Annotated in this window: 10 protein-coding genes; 5 read left to right on the top strand and 5 right to left on the bottom strand. The window is 44.4% G+C overall.

Annotated features, from left to right (window positions below; all coding sequences use genetic code 11):
* The first annotated feature begins 7 nt into the window (after positions 1-7).
* The 4 genes from ACX0G7_RS00535 to ACX0G7_RS00520 all read left to right on the top strand — a co-directional run bounded on the left by ACX0G7_RS00535 (position 8) and on the right by ACX0G7_RS00520 (position 7,033).
* Positions 8-4,087, top strand: a complete 4,080-nt coding sequence (locus ACX0G7_RS00535) for a non-ribosomal peptide synthetase (RefSeq protein ID WP_458921443.1) — start codon at positions 8-10, stop codon at positions 4,085-4,087.
* A 48-nt stretch (positions 4,088-4,135) separates the two neighbouring features.
* A complete protein-coding gene (locus tag ACX0G7_RS00530) occupies positions 4,136-4,900 on the top strand; it encodes a 4'-phosphopantetheinyl transferase family protein (protein WP_458921442.1) in 765 nt (254 codons plus the stop codon).
* A 77-nt stretch (positions 4,901-4,977) separates the two neighbouring features.
* Positions 4,978-5,136 carry a hypothetical protein gene (locus ACX0G7_RS00525; protein ID WP_458921441.1) on the top strand — a complete coding sequence of 53 codons (159 nt, stop codon included), beginning with the start codon at positions 4,978-4,980 and terminating at the stop codon, positions 5,134-5,136.
* 106 nt (positions 5,137-5,242) lie between these two features.
* A complete protein-coding gene (locus ACX0G7_RS00520; RefSeq protein WP_458921440.1) occupies positions 5,243-7,033 on the top strand; it encodes a DNA recombination protein RmuC in 1,791 nt (596 codons plus the stop codon).
* A 109-nt stretch (positions 7,034-7,142) separates the two neighbouring features.
* Here the strand turns inward: ACX0G7_RS00520 and ACX0G7_RS00515 are convergent, their stop codons facing one another.
* From ACX0G7_RS00515 to ACX0G7_RS00500, 4 genes are all read right to left on the bottom strand, one after another.
* Positions 7,143-8,012 (bottom strand): DUF4249 domain-containing protein, encoded by an 870-nt coding sequence (locus ACX0G7_RS00515; RefSeq protein ID WP_458921439.1) that lies wholly within the window; start codon positions 8,010-8,012, stop codon positions 7,143-7,145.
* A 10-nt stretch (positions 8,013-8,022) separates the two neighbouring features.
* Positions 8,023-10,398, bottom strand: a complete 2,376-nt coding sequence (locus ACX0G7_RS00510) for a TonB-dependent receptor (protein ID WP_458921438.1) — start codon at positions 10,396-10,398, stop codon at positions 8,023-8,025.
* 237 nt (positions 10,399-10,635) lie between these two features.
* Positions 10,636-11,025, bottom strand: coding sequence for a response regulator (locus ACX0G7_RS00505; protein ID WP_458921437.1), 390 nt, complete (start codon positions 11,023-11,025; stop codon positions 10,636-10,638).
* A 110-nt stretch (positions 11,026-11,135) separates the two neighbouring features.
* Entirely contained in the window at positions 11,136-12,602 is a 1,467-nt protein-coding gene (locus ACX0G7_RS00500) for an SDR family oxidoreductase (RefSeq protein ID WP_458921436.1), read from the bottom strand.
* Between the two features lie 750 nt (positions 12,603-13,352).
* Here ACX0G7_RS00500 and ACX0G7_RS00495 point away from each other — a divergent pair.
* Positions 13,353-14,750 (top strand): NAD(P)/FAD-dependent oxidoreductase, encoded by a 1,398-nt coding sequence (locus tag ACX0G7_RS00495; protein WP_458921435.1) that lies wholly within the window; start codon positions 13,353-13,355, stop codon positions 14,748-14,750.
* Positions 14,751-14,798: 48 nt separating this feature from the next.
* On the opposite strand, the gene ACX0G7_RS00490 is transcribed toward ACX0G7_RS00495, so the two are convergent.
* A complete protein-coding gene (locus ACX0G7_RS00490; protein WP_458921434.1) occupies positions 14,799-15,965 on the bottom strand; it encodes a glycoside hydrolase family 130 protein in 1,167 nt (388 codons plus the stop codon).
* Positions 15,966-16,079 lie beyond the last annotated feature (114 nt).

Raw genomic sequence — 16,079 nt, 5'->3', positions numbered from 1 at the left:
ACCCCCAATGGAAAAAAATATATTTGAAGCAATACCTGTCAATCATAATCCTTTCGAGGGACCGGAAATACTTTACACTGTTCCCACCACCGAACCTCAGAAAGAGATCTGGATCTCCTGTATTATGAGTGGAGAAGATGCCAGCCGTTCTTACAATGAATCGATAACCATTGACCTGGCTGGTACCTGTAACCGCTTCTCTGTTGCAACAGCATTGAAGCAGCTTGTTTTAAGGCATGAGTCATTGCGAGCAAGTTTTAGTGCGGACGGGCAGCATATGTTCATTTATAAAGATTATCCTATCAATCTTTTTTACGAAGATATTTCCCACCTCCATAAGGACCAGCAGGTCGCCCACCTGGCGGCTTTTGGTATTCGTGAAGCAAATACCTCATTTGTTTTGAGCCAGGGACCATTATTCCGGCCCGCACTTTTTAAGTTAAGCGGGGAGATGCATCAACTTCGCCTGACGGCACATCATATCGTTTGTGATGGCTGGTCAATGGGAGTTATTTTAAATGACCTCGGCAAATTGTATAGTGCATATGTGAAAAATGAGATACCGCTGTTGCCTGCAGCTCCCGCCTTTTCCCAGTATGCAGTTGCCGAATTGAATCAATCGCTTACTGCCGGACATGCCTCCACTGTTAAGTACTGGGTCGATCAGTTTCTCCCCCTCCCTCCAACATTGGATCTCCCAATAGATTTTGAAAGGCCGGCTCTGCGGAACTTCAAAAGCCATCGGGATGATTATACGCTGGATAAAGGATTGATTGACGACCTCAAAAAGCTTGGCGCCCAATCGGGTTGCAGTCTCGTGGTGACCATGCTTGCCGGTTTTGAAATATTATTGCACCAGGTCACGGGCCTTGATGATATCACGGTAGGAATGCCTGCTTCCGGCCAGTCGGCTACCGGCAATGAAAACTTGTTGGGTCACTGCGCAAATCTCCTTCCACTCAGAAGTTTTCCGGTGAATGAGATCAAATTTCATGATTACCTGGAATCCCGGAAGAAGTCCATCCTGGATGCTTACGATCATCAGCAATTTACGTTTGGCAGCCTGATCAGAAAACTACCGCTGACACGGGATAATTCACGGGTACCTATTGTGCCGGTAGTTTTTAATTTTGACAGGAGTCTCAACAAGGGCGTTTCATTCCATGGCTTGCAGCATACGGTAGTAAATAATCCACGTTCTTTCGAAACCTTTGAGATCTTTGTAAATACTGTCACCACCCGGGATGGCGTGATATTACAATGGTCTTATAACAGCTCGCTCTTCACTCAGGCGACCATCAGGAAGTTCATGACGAAGTATGAAGCCATTCTGCGGTCAGTAGTTGCCAGGCCGATGTTGAAGATCGGGGATCTCTCCTCCGGCTTTGCATTAAACAAGCGCTTCGTGTACCCGGGAAATAGCACCACGACCGAATATCCGAGGCAGGCTACATTGATGGATCTTGTAAACCACCAAACTGTCACTAACCCTCACTCAACAGCTATTACTTTTAACGCTTCATCGTATACCTATGAACAGGTGCGTACACTATCAGACAATTTTGCTGTTCAGCTGATTGCAGCGGGTGCAAAGGATGGAGACGTTATAGGGTTGATGTTGGAAAGATCCCCGCTGATTATTATCGCAATGCTCGCCATCATGAAAACAGGTGCAGCTTATGTTCCGATTGATCCCGAATATCCAAAGGACAGGATCAGCTATATGTTGGGCGATTCGTCCGCAAGTTTGTTGCTCACGTCACAAAAATATGCAGGCAGCAATGAGTTCTCCCGGCGAGAAATGTTAATAGAGGACCTCATGAAAAATGTTCCTGTATTTTCCGGCGCGCAATCACCCGCAGTCATCAATTCCGGCAACCTGGCTTATATACTATACACATCTGGATCTACCGGTAAACCGAAAGGTGTGAGGATCATGCATTATAACCTGGTGAATATGCTGCTGAGTTTCCGGCAAATCCTGGGAATAAAAACTTCCGACCGCATCCTTGCTATTACCACTGTATGTTTTGACATTTCAGGGATGGAGTTTTATCTCCCATTGGTGTCAGGGGCATGTGTAGACATTGCAGGTTCCGAACTCGTTAAGGATGGGTTTGCTCTTTTAGAAAAGATTCGCACTACAAAACCAACCCTCATGCAGGCTACGCCGGCAACATGGCAGATGCTTCTTGAAGCGGGCTGGAAAAAAACGGACGCTATCTCAACAATCTGTTGCGGCGGTGAAAGTCTTCCTGCTGATCTTTCCCGTGAACTGTTAGAAAGGTGCAAATCCCTATACAATCTTTATGGACCTACAGAAACAACAATCTGGAGTTCCGCTAAACGGATCACGGAAGCCGACACCGTTATTACGATTGGTAAACCCATCGCAAACACCAGGTTTTATATACTGGCCGCAGATGGAACACCTGTCGATGAAAACGAAGCTGGCGAAATTTATATCGCCGGTGACGGTGTCGGGGCGGGATATCATAATCAACCTGAATTAACCGCGGACAGATTCCTCCCTGATCCTTTTACAACCGATAAGCAGGGAATCATGTATCGTACCGGCGACCTTGGAAAGTATCTTGCCGGCGGCGATATTCAATGTCTTGGCCGTATTGATCAACAAATAAAAATTCGTGGTTACCGGATTGAGCCGGGAGAAATTGAATATTGTTTGTCCCGCCATGCCAGTGTTACAAAATCTGTTGTTGTCTCAAGAGAGGATCAACCGGGAAACAAAAAGCTCGTTGCTTATGTTGTGCCTGTAAAACCAGTCAGGGAGGATCTCAACCACCTGATTGGTCAATGGAAACAAACCGTCAAAGACTTCCTGCCATCTTATATGTGCCCGAATGATTTCGTGATCATGGACGAGCTGCCATTGACACCTAATGGAAAGGTGGATCGCAAAGCTTTACCAAGACCAGCGGTTGCAAAAGAATCATCTGCGGAAAATCAAGGTCCGTTGAGCCGGTTCGAATCGATACTAACAGTCATCTGGTCAAAAATCCTTGGAATGAACAACCCCGGACGAAACGATGATTTTTTCGAGCTTGGTGGTCATTCGCTGATTGCGATCAGGATGATGTCTATGCTTGAAAAAGAAACAGGGATCCAACTACCGGTTTCCGTGCTGTTTGAGTGTCCCACTATTTCATCCCTCGCCTCAAGATTGGAAATCAGGCAGCCCGCTAAACAATTTGAAAGCCTCGTATCGATGAAAAAAGGGGGGAATAAGATGCCGTTATATATCGTGCACGGTGCCAGGGGCACCGTTCCAATCTTCAACCGCACCATAGAGCATCTTCATCCGGACCAGCCAATCTATGGCTTGCAGGCAAGGGGACTCGATGGTAATGCACCGATAGTTGAGACCATCGAGGAGCTTGCATCTAATTATATCAAAGAAATCCTGGAAAACAATCCGGACGGTCCTTATGCTCTTGCCGGATATTCCTTTGGCGGACTCGTGGCATTTGAAATGGGCCGGCAGCTTAAGGCCATGAACAAAGACGTCAAGGCACTGATCATTTTTGATACCTATGCCGACGCGGCTAATGCAAAACACTCAAGGCCGATGGCAGCATTTCAACGCACACGGATAGCCGTTATGCGTGTGGCCTATGATATGGTTGCACTAATTAAGAATCCGTATGGGAAATTACGTTATGAACAGCAAGAACTGAAAACCAGGCTGCATAAGCCTTACAGGCGTCTGAAAGGATGGATCGAAGGAAAAGAAAAAGACCTGTTTTATTATAAATACAAGATCGAGGAAACAAATCTGAGGGCGAAATCAAAATACCTGATGCAGGAATATGATGGTACGATAGATCTTTTCCGGGCGACTGAACGGACTTACTACCAGGATGATCACTTGTACCTCGGCTGGAAACCGTATGCAAAGGGCGGAGTGCGTATTCATGAGGTTCCCGGAGAGCATAATAAAATTTTCCTTCCACCAAATGTTGACGAACTTGCAAGAAAGCTGCAGTTTTGCCTTGACAATGCGATGCAGAAGCAGATCCGGGAAATACCTGTATTTTATCGTAAGCGCATGATGGAAGCTGTGTAACAGGACTGAACAATCCGCCGGATAAGAACGTCTGAAAACATTTGAACCATGGAGCTTATGGGAACAATGGATACGGTAAATGTTGCCTGTGCATATTATCCCGGTATAACCTGGGATGATAAATCAACTGATGATTCGCAGGCAGTTCGGCTATACAGGATATCCATTAATGACCACCTGGTTAACCTTGGTCAGTATGATATGCTCTTATGTGATGAAGAAACTGCAAAGGCAGAACGTTACAATTATCAAAAAGATCGTGACCGTTTTGTAATCAGCCGTGCAGTTTTACGACTGTTGCTTGCCCGGAAGCTATCGGTGCATCCATCAACACTTGTATTTGCAATTGGAACGAATAAAAAGCCTTTTCTTGCTGAACCTGCAATAGCAACAGTTGAATTCAATCTCGCCCATGCAGGTGAATATATCCTGATTGCTATTTCTGATTCACCTGTTGGAGCGGATCTTGAGTACATCGATCCGGATTTCAACTACCCGGAAGTTGCGAAGTTTGCCTGTAATGAAGATGAGATGTCCAGTATTTCAGCGTCATCGTCTCCCCTCTTTACTTTTTACATGTTATGGAGCAGGAAAGAATCATTGCTCAAGGCTACGGGTAAAGGTATAAGTGATGATCTGCCGGCAGTACGATGTCTCGATGGAACTAACATAGTGCAGGCGTCAGCTATTGGGTCAACAGATAACTGGAAGATCAGTAGTTTCATGGTAGCGGCCGGCTATGTGGGTAATGTTGCCACCGCTGCGGGAAGTTCCATTTATTTCAGTACTGTTAAAAGTGACCAGATTATGTGAGAATAAAGGAATGAATTCCCCGTGGGCCTGAGCCAACCAGATTTTTTATTATATTTACGCAACAAAATCCATTACATATGTCGATCCTCAATACAAACAAAGACAAAGACAAAAAGAAAGGTAATCAGAATGCCGGCAAACCTGGATTTCCCGGTGCGAAAGGCAAAAGCAATACAAACAGCAAAGCCGCTGCGAAAAACACGAGGATTACCGGCCGCTCCCAAAGAGGTTCCTGATCATTTTTTACATTAATTCCTTTATTAGAAAACATACCCACAATATATTTGTGGGTTTTTTGTACCAGCGAACTATCGGGTTCCGGAAAATTGTTGCAGGATTTTTATGTCTCAGTCATTATACATTATTATTGTCGCGATCGTTGTTATTGTTGGAGTCATCATTGGATTGATCATAAATAACTACAGGCTCCATAATAAGATTGATCTCTTGAATGCTTCCAGGTCATCTGTTGAAGAACAACTACTCAGAACGGAGCAGCAGCTTGAAAGCAGTAACAGGTCGCTTGAAGAACAAAGACAATCCGGCCAGCTGGGTCTTCAGACAATTTCAAGGCTTGAATCACGGTTAGAGCAACAACTCATCAATGAAACCTTGTTGAGAGAGGCACTGGAGAAAGAGATCATCGTAAAAAACAATCTCGTTAATGACAGGGACCAGTTGAGAGAAATCTACACCTCGGTAAAAACAAAGTACGATGAATTGTTATTGGCAAACATTGCTGTTAACAATGAAAAGAGCAGAACGAAGGGACAACTGGAGGAGTATCGTGTGAAGGAGCAGCAATTTCATAAAGACATTGCCGATCTGTCTGCGCGCACTGAAGAAATGCGCAGGAACCTCGAAGCAGCGGCCCGGGAAAAGACAGATTTCTCAAGGACCATCCAGGTTTTACAGGCCGCCAATACGGAGCTTGTGGGACAAAACCACAGTTTGTCTGCCAAATACAATGAATCACTTAAAGCAATAACCGAACAAAAACAATTCATAGCAGAAGCACAACATGCCTTAAAAACATCGTTTGATTCGCTCTCAGCAGCAGCGCTTGATAAAAATAATCAGTCGTTCCTGGACCTGGCAAAAACGGAACTCAAAACTCATATCAGTCATGCACATTCGGATCTCGAAAAACGTCAGCAGGCAATAGATATTCTTGTCAAACCACTCGGAGAATCATTGACCAGGATGGATGAAAAGATCAATACCCTTGAGATCAAACGAGAGGGAGCCTACGGTAATATAAGCACCCTGCTGGACCAGATGAAATTAAGTACAGCTACCCTGGACAAAGAAACGAGGAACCTGGTGACCGCACTGAAAACAAGCCATACCCGTGGCCGTTATGGAGAGATCGCATTAAGACGACTGGTTGAATTCGCTGGTATGATGGATCAATGTGATTTCCAGGAACAGGTTACTACAGAGAGCGAGGCCGGCAAACTGCGGCCCGATATGATAATCCGTTTGCCGGGCAACCGGAGCGTCGTGGTTGATAGTAAAGTGCCGCTGAGTGCTTATCTCCAGATTTTTGAAACTGATGATGGAGAATCGCAAAAACGGTTGTTGCAGCAACATGCCGCTGCCATACGGATACACCTGAAGCAATTAAGCGCAAAAGCCTACTGGGACCAGTTTCCGGATGCACCTGACTTCGTGGTACTGTTTATGCAAATAGAATCATCATTTGGTGCCGCATTGCAGGAATGGCCGGAATTAATTGAAGAGGCCCTTAATAACAGGATAATAGTTGCTACGCCAACTACGCTTATTACCATCCTGAGAAGCATCGGATACAGCTGGAATCAATTGAAAACGATGGAAAACATAGAATCCATTCGTGACGCCGCAGTTGAACTGTATGAAAGAAGTGCGATCCTTATGGAGCATATGGTAAATATCGGTAAGGGTCTTAACGGAACTATCAATCATTTCAACAAAGCGGTTGGCAGTCTTGAAGGAAGTTTTCTTCCCCAGGGCCGTCGCATCCAGCAAATGAGCCAGGCCTATATAAAGAAACAACTGATTGCGGCCACACCAATAGAACTCGCTGTAAGGCCAATCACTTCATTGCCACCGCAAACTGATGAAACTGCTTTGGATTCCGAAAGAGAATAACTTTTCCAAACCTGGTTCATAAGTAATCAACAGTTTTGTTACACGTAACAGCTTTGTTACACGGGAAAGCCCCGCTGTTCGTAACAGCTCTGAGATCGTAACAGCTCTGTTATTCGACTTTGCGACTGATCGAGGTTTCTGCGACGGTACCAAACCAACCAAAGATTTGTGATTTTGACTGCTTATTGGTGTTTATAATATTCGAAGGTACATTCTGCAATACTTCTGAAAATAGCCCACCGTTTTGTTGTTGATTGATGGCCTGTTCCCAGAACGAGTACGAGTTTTTGCTGAGCGATCGCATCACAACTTTTACTTCATCACCTTTCTGGTACGGATTTTCACCGGAAGTAACGCCTTCCGTAAAAGGAGGAATGAATTCATAACCGTCCGAGATTCCCTCATAAAATGACCCGTCTATACTGACCATATCATTCAGATAAGTATTTCTTGTACCATTTCTGTAGGTCTGGATCCAGTAATAATCGGTTCCACCAGGAAGATCTTTTGCGTGAAACTCTGCATAGTAACCCTGCTTTTCAAAGTCATCCGTCCCTTCCTTGTACTCCAATGAAAGAGAATCAAATGTTGTGACTCTGGTGATATAGTCTGTTGACTCAAAAGTTTCACCGTTTAGTGTAACAACCAGTTTATACTGATGTCCGATGACACCGATGGATTGGCCGTTACCGGGATTGAAGGTATAGGCGCCATTACTAAAAGTAAAATTGTATGTTTTTGCCGCAGTAATGTCCGTAAGCCTGATTACAGCATTACTTATTGCAGCTGGTTGCGACTGGTCCTGGTAGTTAACTGCCTGGAGCAATTTGATTGTTTGTACACCGGGCTTGTCTGTGATCCACGCGTCCATGTAGATCAGTTTCGACCCTTCAGGCAGATCAAGCTCGATTACTTTTTCGCAGGAACTCATGACCAGGAGGGTGACTAACAGTGAAAAAGAGGAAAGTAAGTATTTCATTGAGCGAAATTTAAAATTTGAAGTTCCAGGTTATTGAAGGAATGATGGATCCGATGATGGATAAGCGAACCGCTTCTTTTTCCTGAGGATTGTCTTCGTTTTGCTGGAAGTATATTGTGTACGCATTCTGGCGGCCATAAACATTATATAAGCCAAAGACCAATTCCGATTTTAGTTTTTTTGTTTGCTTTCCTTTCCAGGTCGCAGATATGTCCATCCTGTGATAGGCAGGCAGGCGGAAATTGTTTCTTTTGGAAGTGCTGTTGAATGGAATTGGTTGCCCCTGGATGTCAAGCCTGATATCAGGGAAAGTGGCGGGTGCACCGGTACCATAGTTGAAACTACCGGATATGTCCCAGCGCGGTGATAACGTATGTACCACCGATACATTTACAACATGCGTGCGGTCGTACCGGCTCAGGTACCATTCATTTTTGCTGATTCCATCAGTCTGACGCAACGATTTTGACAAAGTATAATTTATCCAACCCTGCCATTTGCCGGTTTCTTTTTTGACTTCAAGTTCAAGCCCATAAGCTTTACCCTTACCTGTAAGAAGGTCCGCTTCCACCAGCTCATTCAGTTCCAGATTTGCATTGTCGATATAGTCCAGAACATTTTGCATCGACTTATAAAACACTTCGGCTGAAAACTCCAGCGGTAATCGCTCAGGTATGGTAACTACACCGGCTGAAAACTGATCAGTAACGGACGGCCTGATGTTGTTGGTACTTGGGAAATACAGATCTACCGGGGTTGGTGATGCTGTATTCGAGAGAAGATGAATATACTGCGAGCTGCGGCCATAGGCAGCTTTCGCGTAAGTATTTTTCTGGATGGTATAACGGACAGATAACCGGGGTTCGAGATAGGTCCAGTTATTAACCGGTTTTTTACTTTTCACGTCCACTTCCTTATCCAATGGCTTGCGGACATTCGGCGTTGTGTCGCGGAAATAATACACCGTGGTGCCCCCTAGATATGCATACTGGCTCACACGAGCACCGGCCTGTATATTCCATTTAGAGGAAACCTTCCAGGTATCTTCAATAAAGGCACCTGCTTCGGACCCGTACCGGTTTTTGAGCGTGATGTCGCTTTTTGATCCGTTGCTTGTGCTTACACCCTGTCCCGGATAAAAGTTATAATAAATGAGACTGAATCCTGTTTTAAGCTGGTGTTTGTTATTGACGAACCAGGTCAACGTAGGTTTAAGACCATAGGTCTGGATATCTGACTTCCATTTGTAGCTCTCATCTTTATTTTCTTCTGAAGAGCTGAAGCCAAGGCTATAATCATATTTGGAATAATAAACACTGGTATTCAAAAACAGCTTGGGGTGAAACAAATGGTTCCATCTTAAGGTGCCCGTTGTATTACCCCATTTAAAACTTGCTTCTTCACCAACACCAAAAACATCCCTGCCAAGGTATCCGCTCAGGTAAAGAGTATTTTTGTCGTTGATCTGGTAATTTGCCTTTGCTGTAAAATCATAAAAATAAAGTGTATTGTCGCGGTCCTCTTTCTTTAAGAAGGGTTTGGCCAAAACGTCTATATAAGATCTCCGGCCTGCGACGATAAAAGATGATTTATCTTTCTGAATAGGTGCTTCGATGGCAAGCCGGCTGAAGATATTGCCAATACCACCGGTGACAGCAAGTTTCTGATTGTTACCGTCTTTCATCCTGATATCCAGAACCGATGAAGTCCTTCCTCCAAATTCTGCCGGGAAAGCGCCCTTATATAATGTCACATTTTTAACTGCATCAGGATTGAAAACGGAGAAAAAACCCAAAAGGTGCGAGGAATTAAAAACCGGGGCTTCATCCATTATAATAAGATTCTCATCCACATTTCCACCCCTGACATTGAAGCCTGCCGCGCCTTCCCCCACAGAGGTGATTCCAGGGAGCGTCAATAACGCTTTAAGTATATCGGGCTCCCCCATGAATGCGGGAATCTTTTTGATCTGGGCCGCACTCAGCTGTTGAATTCCAAGGCCGACAGTATTGGTTCTTTTCAACTTCCTTTCCCCGGTAATTACCACCTCCTGCATTTCCACCGCCCTGGAGTCAAGAATAAGATCTATCGTCACATTTGCAACCAGGTTTACCTGTTTTGTAAGTGTACCATATCCGGCATAACTAGCTACCAGTTCATAATTACCCCCGGGAAGTGAAACGGAATAAAAGCCATAAGCATTAGATTGAACATTGACGTTTGCACTGGGAATATTTACTGTTGCATTGATCAGCGCTTCACCTGATTGTTCATCTTTTACATAGCCACTTATTACGAATATTTTTGCTTGTTGTGAATTAACACGAAAACTGAAGAATATTAGGGTGATCAGAAATGCCGGGGCGGCGAATCTCCTTAGAAGCATATTTTTTTGTTTGCAAAGATGACACCCCATCTGTTCATAACCCTTACCGTCTAAATAGTATTTAGAAAACCTTAACATATCTGTTTAAGCGATTAATCTCTATGAGATCCCTTCCTTAAACAATACAGAACTTGATACTGAGCCATGCGAACTCAAATTTATTGGTTATTATGCTATGACTAAAGGTGAAGAGCGACAAACTGCAGAAGCTGTCACGAGTATTCAGCTGAAATTTGATCAGTTAGAGGGGAGTTCTAAAATTGAATTCAGGGAACCACTGATTTCTTCAAGGCTTCCTCCTTTCTCGAGAAATCCATGAGCGCCGCACGAAATAACTTTGGAAACACTAACATCGGTGTTATCTGTGCTGAATGCGAGAATTTTTATGTTGGGATATTTTGCCCTGAGTTGGCGGGTAGTTTCAAACCCATCCATTACAGGCATATGGATATCAAGTATACATATCTCCGGCAAAACATTGCCCTCGAGTTTTTGTAGGAGTTCATTGCCATTTGAAGCTTCTATCGAAACCGCATAACCGAGATGATTGAGGACCTCAATCAGGCCTTGCCGGAAGATCTTATGGTCATCGACCAATGCTACGGTTATCTGGGTTGTTTGTTTCATGTGTGATGGGCCCTAACAAAAGTATAATTCCTCATCAGCTCTTTACTGAAATAAGCCAGCTCTTTTTGAAAACTGGTATTTTATGACGACTCGCTAAATGTTTATATGTATCAGATAGCTTTTCCTGATAATTGATTTGGAGATTTATTTGCTTTCACTATGTTTCGTATCATTCCTTTAAAAAGGAAAAGGTGAAAAGGTAACATCGAATACCAGTATAGTCGTCCTGAAATACCTTTAGGCCGGAACGTGGCAGTCTGCTTAAGGAGGTACCTCCCTTCAGATTCACATATGCTGAACTCCAGCCATGCTTCTCCGGGTAATTTCATTTCTGCAAATAACAATAATCTACGCTCCTTGCGGTCAGCAATCAAAACGCGCCAAAAGTCCACGGAATCACCGGGAAAAGTGTTGGTTGGATGGGTTCTTCCCCTTCTAAGACCGACACCGCCAAAAAATTTATCGATCATTCCCCTGGTCCGCCATAGTAAGTTTCCATAGTACCAACCGTTCCTGTCGCCTATTGTCCAGACATTATTAAATACCCTGTCCAGGTCATCCGCTTCGATTTCCTGCGATTGCTTATCAGAAAAACAGCCGAATGCCGGCACTTCTATCTTGGACAACATATCATTATCAGTATGAAAGGCGCTGAACGAATTTTTCCAGCTGCTGACAATTTCATTTTGTTCAATTTTTTGAAAGGCAAGCGCTACGGAGCTTTTATAGGTTAGTAAGGTGATGCCCAGCTTTTCATGCAAATCGTTGGGACGGCAGATCACGTTCACTTTCATACTGTCCACAAGATTAACCGCCAGTGAATACGAAGTAGAGGTTACAAAGTATAACCAATAACTCGACAGCCGTGGAGTCATCACGGGGACTGTGATAATCTTTCGTTTCAACTGCCTTAGTTCTGCGAACTGCAGAAGCATTTGCTTATAGGTCAGGATCTCAGGTCCCCCGATATCAAAATCTTTGTTATATGCAGGTTCATAACCTATAACCCGGGTGAGAAATTCGATCACGTTGCGGATGCCTATTGGCTGGCAGCGGGTACTCACCCATTTGGGGGTTATCATAAAAGGAAGCTTCTCTACCAGGTCCCTGATGATCTCGAAAGATGAACTGCCCGATCCTACAATGATACCAGCGCGCAGGACTGTAACCGGAATCTGACCAGCCCGTAAACAGTTCTCAACTGCAAGGCGTGAACTCAGATGTTTGGACAGGTCCTCTTCGTTTACAATACCACTGAGGTAAATAATCTGCCTGCAATTTGTTTTGCTGACTGCTTTTAAGAAATTACCCGCCGTACTTAGCTCTGTTTTATCGAAATCTTTCCCATCTCTCATCGAATGTACCAGGTAAAAAGCAACCTCAATTTCCGGGGGAAATACTATATCGTCCTGCTTTTCAAGGTCAGCTTCAACAACGCGGATAGCCGGGGTGATCAGTTCGGAATGAAAACGTCTGGCGCTGCGAACGGCGCAGTAAACGTCATGACCGGCTTTAACGCAAGGCTCGATGATCCGTTTACCGATATAGCCGTTTGCCCCGGTAATTAGAATGTGCATTCCACGATTGTTTGAAATGTGAAACGCTGATATGCATGGATTGTTTGGTCTCTTCTGCCGTCACCAAGGACTATTGATGGTTCCGGGTCGAAGGGAGTGTTGAAGGTTCGGCCCCGGTCACGTGGGTTAGAACTTCTTCGAACAGTGGGCACCGTTCAGTTGGAAGCAAGAATTTTTCGAAGTTTGATTGTGTCTCAACTTTGCCTGCAGTACAATAGCAATCACGGCTGCGATGATAAACAATAAAACGGATTTTCTAAATGTCTTCATAAACGGCGTTTGCCTTCTTCTATTAGAAATAAATGATTGCCTGATATCAATCCAAAATTATACATGTGCCACCGCGGTCAGAATGACTATCTAGTGGTTGGCTTCCCCGGTGAGTAGCTGGCCTGATTTGCGTGCAATAATTTTTACTAAGTTCATATCGCAATCAGGTTTGGTAACAGGTAAGAACTCATGAGTCAGTAGCGGAAATGTAGAATTTTTGACCGCTGAAATTTTTTGACCGGGCGCACCAAGAGAACTAACGTTAAGAACCCGAAGAGTTGGAAATTAGCGGTTAAACCGGTTGAATTTGCGCGCTTTCGATACAAAGCATGGTCGAATTATTGCATATACAGCCAAAGCCTGGTTAATTAAATAAATCCGGGGCAAATTCGGCGTATTTTTGCTAATCGACTTTGCTGCCAAATGATCTGACCAAGACTTCCTTATTACGGAACAGATTATAGAATTAAAGCAGAAATTATGAAAGTCATCATTATCGGTGGTGGGTTTGCGGGGATGAATCTCGCGAAAAAACTCGCCCGCTATAAATCAATCCAGGTAACACTCGTTGACCGGAACAATTACAACTTTTTTCCTCCGCTGTTATACCAGGTCTCAACATCTTTTATTGAAGCTTCCAACATCAGCTACCCTTTCCGGAAGATGTTTCAGCATAAAGAAAATCTCCGCTTTTATTATGGCTCCTTGCTAAATATAAACCACCAGGCGAAAACTATTGAAACGGATAACGGCCAGCTAACTTATGATTACCTGGTCCTGTCGATGGGTACCGAAACCAATTATTTCGGGATGGAGAATGTCAGGAAGTCTTCATTGCCCATGAAGACTATCGATGATGCGCTCAATATCAGGAACCACCTGTTGTTAAACATGGAAACCCTGATCCGCACCAATATTGAAGAAGAGCGGCAAAAGCGCAGGGTGATTGTAATTGCCGGCGGAGGGCCTACAGGAGTGGAACTTGCAGGAATGATAGCAGAGATGAGTAAAAACATCCTCGCAAAAGATTACCCTGAATTAACATCACCAAAAGGAGCCATATATCTCATCGACGCAGGCGAAGCGCTACTCGGACCAATGAGTAAAAAGTCGCAACATGAGGCTTATACCGTCCTTGAAAAACTCGGCGTGCATATTAAGTTAAACACTGCGGTTAAGGATTATGTGGATGGAGAGGTGATTTTGTCTACTGGTGAGAAGATTTGCTCCAACACGCTAATCTGGGCATCCGGCGTTATCGCGCGTGAAGCGCCCGGAATTCCTGCAACCAGTATAGGGAGGGGGCGTCGTATCATTGTTGATGAATTCAATAAAGTTGTGGGCATCGATGGCGTATTTGCTATCGGTGATCAGTGTTATCAGACCACTGATAAGGACTTTCCGAATGGCCACCCCCAGGTAGCACAGGTTGCTATTCAGCAGGGTAAATTATTGGCACACAATCTTGAACGGATGCGATTGGGAAAACCACTTGAAGCATTTAATTACTTTGACAAAGGCTCAATGGCGATCATTGCCAAATTTGAAGCTGTCGTGGATTTACCGAGGAAAGGTTTTTTCTCAGGCTTCTTTGCGTGGATCATCTGGCTTTTCATCCACATCATACCAATCGCCGGTTATCGTAATAAAGTAAAGCTTGCATACAACTGGTTCTGGTCTTTCGTTACCAATGATCCTACCCTCAGGTTGATTATCAGGCCAACAAAAAAAGAAAGCGTTTTGCAGGGGATTCATGCTGATGAGGATGACGATGGTCAGCGGAACCAACCGACCCAGGCACAACGACCACCAGCTACGCTCCCTGTGAATCCGGCTGGAAATCCCAGCGAAAAACTTGTCGGGCAAGTTACAAGATAAGGATGTAGTTGGTTGATACAGCGTTATCTATGTGGCTTATGTCTTATTTTACTTGCGGGTTGGGGTAAATATTGCCACGGCTACCCTGGAGTCAGCGCAGCCGTAGTACAGGAACCACTTATTCTGGTGAAAGACCAATCCTTCAACAAATACGGTCCCCGCCGGGTACTGACCAGATTTTTCAAAAGGTGCCTCAGGTATGAAGAAAGGTTTGTCCAACCGGCCAATCGCCCTGGTGGGATCCTTAAGGTCAAACATTACCTGTCCTGCACAATAAGAGTTAGCCGTATAGTTCGAGTCGCGGTCTGCATCACTTCTGTTTTTGCCGTTATACAACAGGAGTATGCCATTATCTGTCATAATCGCCGGTGGACCACACTCGGTAAGATCGCTGTCAAAAAATCCTTTACGTGTCGTGATCAGTTTTTTCAATTCACCGTTTTCATCAAGCAGTGGCTCCCAGTTAACCAGGTCGGTAGATGTAGCGGCATGCACCGCATGTTCTCCCCAATAGATCCAGTATTTCCCATCTATTTTCGCAATCACGACTTTCCCTTTAACCATTTTGGTGATTATAGAGGCAGATTTGGAAGCCATGTCATAAAATCTTCCGCCGTGCGCGGTTTTGAAAATAGATCCATGCTTCTGCCACCTGATCAGGTCCTTTGATATTGCCACTCCAATTCTTGGAACCTTATTGTTCCATTGAGTATACAACATCACATATCTCCCATCTTCCGTCATCGCGACCCTTGGATCTTCGCATCCCCCCCTCCACTCAACTTCCTTTTGCGAGTCTTCTGCAGGAAACATGACCGGTGCTTTGCGACGGTTCATCTTTATGCCGTCTGAACTGGTCGCCAGTCCGATTCTTGAAGTCCGAAAACCAATCCCTATTCCCGACTTGTCTTCCGCGCGATACAAAACATGAATCTTTTTATCTTTCATAACCGCCGCCGGGTTAAATGTATCATTCGATTCCCAGTCGACTGAATCATTCCGCATGGGACAAAAGAATCGGGATACACTGTCGGGGGAGATCACCGGGTTTGCATTTGCCGGCCTTATGAAAGGACCGAAAGCCCAATCCGGTAATACCGCCGTGCCTTGCGCAGCAATGAAAAAAGGCTGGAGCAATAGTGCAGATACAGTGAGATATTTAATTACCGTATTAGAAATCCTGCTGATCATAGCTGGAGGCAAACTCGCAATCATGTTGAAAATTTAATGAGGCTGAAGAATTAAAACTGAATAATAATCACTCGTAATGTTTTCAATTTAAGTCAAATTATCTGAAGGGCAATCGAATTAAACACGTGATTGTGTAGC

Source organism: Flavitalea antarctica (genome assembly GCF_054461535.1).
The sequence above is the reverse complement of the archived record's forward strand: the minus strand, read 5'-3'. Positions and strand labels throughout refer to the sequence as shown.

What these genes read in the sequence shown, in the direction of transcription:
- ACX0G7_RS00535 (WP_458921443.1), top strand. Translation starts at nt 8, where the DNA reads ATGGAAAAAAATATATTTGAAGCAATACCTGTCAATCATAATCCTTTC.
- ACX0G7_RS00530 (WP_458921442.1), top strand. Translation starts at nt 4,136, where the DNA reads ATGGAGCTTATGGGAACAATGGATACGGTAAATGTTGCCTGTGCATAT.
- ACX0G7_RS00525 (WP_458921441.1), top strand. Translation starts at nt 4,978, where the DNA reads ATGTCGATCCTCAATACAAACAAAGACAAAGACAAAAAGAAAGGTAAT.
- ACX0G7_RS00520 (WP_458921440.1), top strand. Translation starts at nt 5,243, where the DNA reads ATGTCTCAGTCATTATACATTATTATTGTCGCGATCGTTGTTATTGTT.
- ACX0G7_RS00515 (WP_458921439.1), bottom strand. Translation starts at nt 8,012, where the DNA reads ATGAAATACTTACTTTCCTCTTTTTCACTGTTAGTCACCCTCCTGGTC.
- ACX0G7_RS00510 (WP_458921438.1), bottom strand. Translation starts at nt 10,398, where the DNA reads ATGCTTCTAAGGAGATTCGCCGCCCCGGCATTTCTGATCACCCTAATA.
- ACX0G7_RS00505 (WP_458921437.1), bottom strand. Translation starts at nt 11,025, where the DNA reads ATGAAACAAACAACCCAGATAACCGTAGCATTGGTCGATGACCATAAG.
- ACX0G7_RS00500 (WP_458921436.1), bottom strand. Translation starts at nt 12,602, where the DNA reads ATGCACATTCTAATTACCGGGGCAAACGGCTATATCGGTAAACGGATC.
- ACX0G7_RS00495 (WP_458921435.1), top strand. Translation starts at nt 13,353, where the DNA reads ATGAAAGTCATCATTATCGGTGGTGGGTTTGCGGGGATGAATCTCGCG.
- ACX0G7_RS00490 (WP_458921434.1), bottom strand. Translation starts at nt 15,965, where the DNA reads ATGATTGCGAGTTTGCCTCCAGCTATGATCAGCAGGATTTCTAATACG.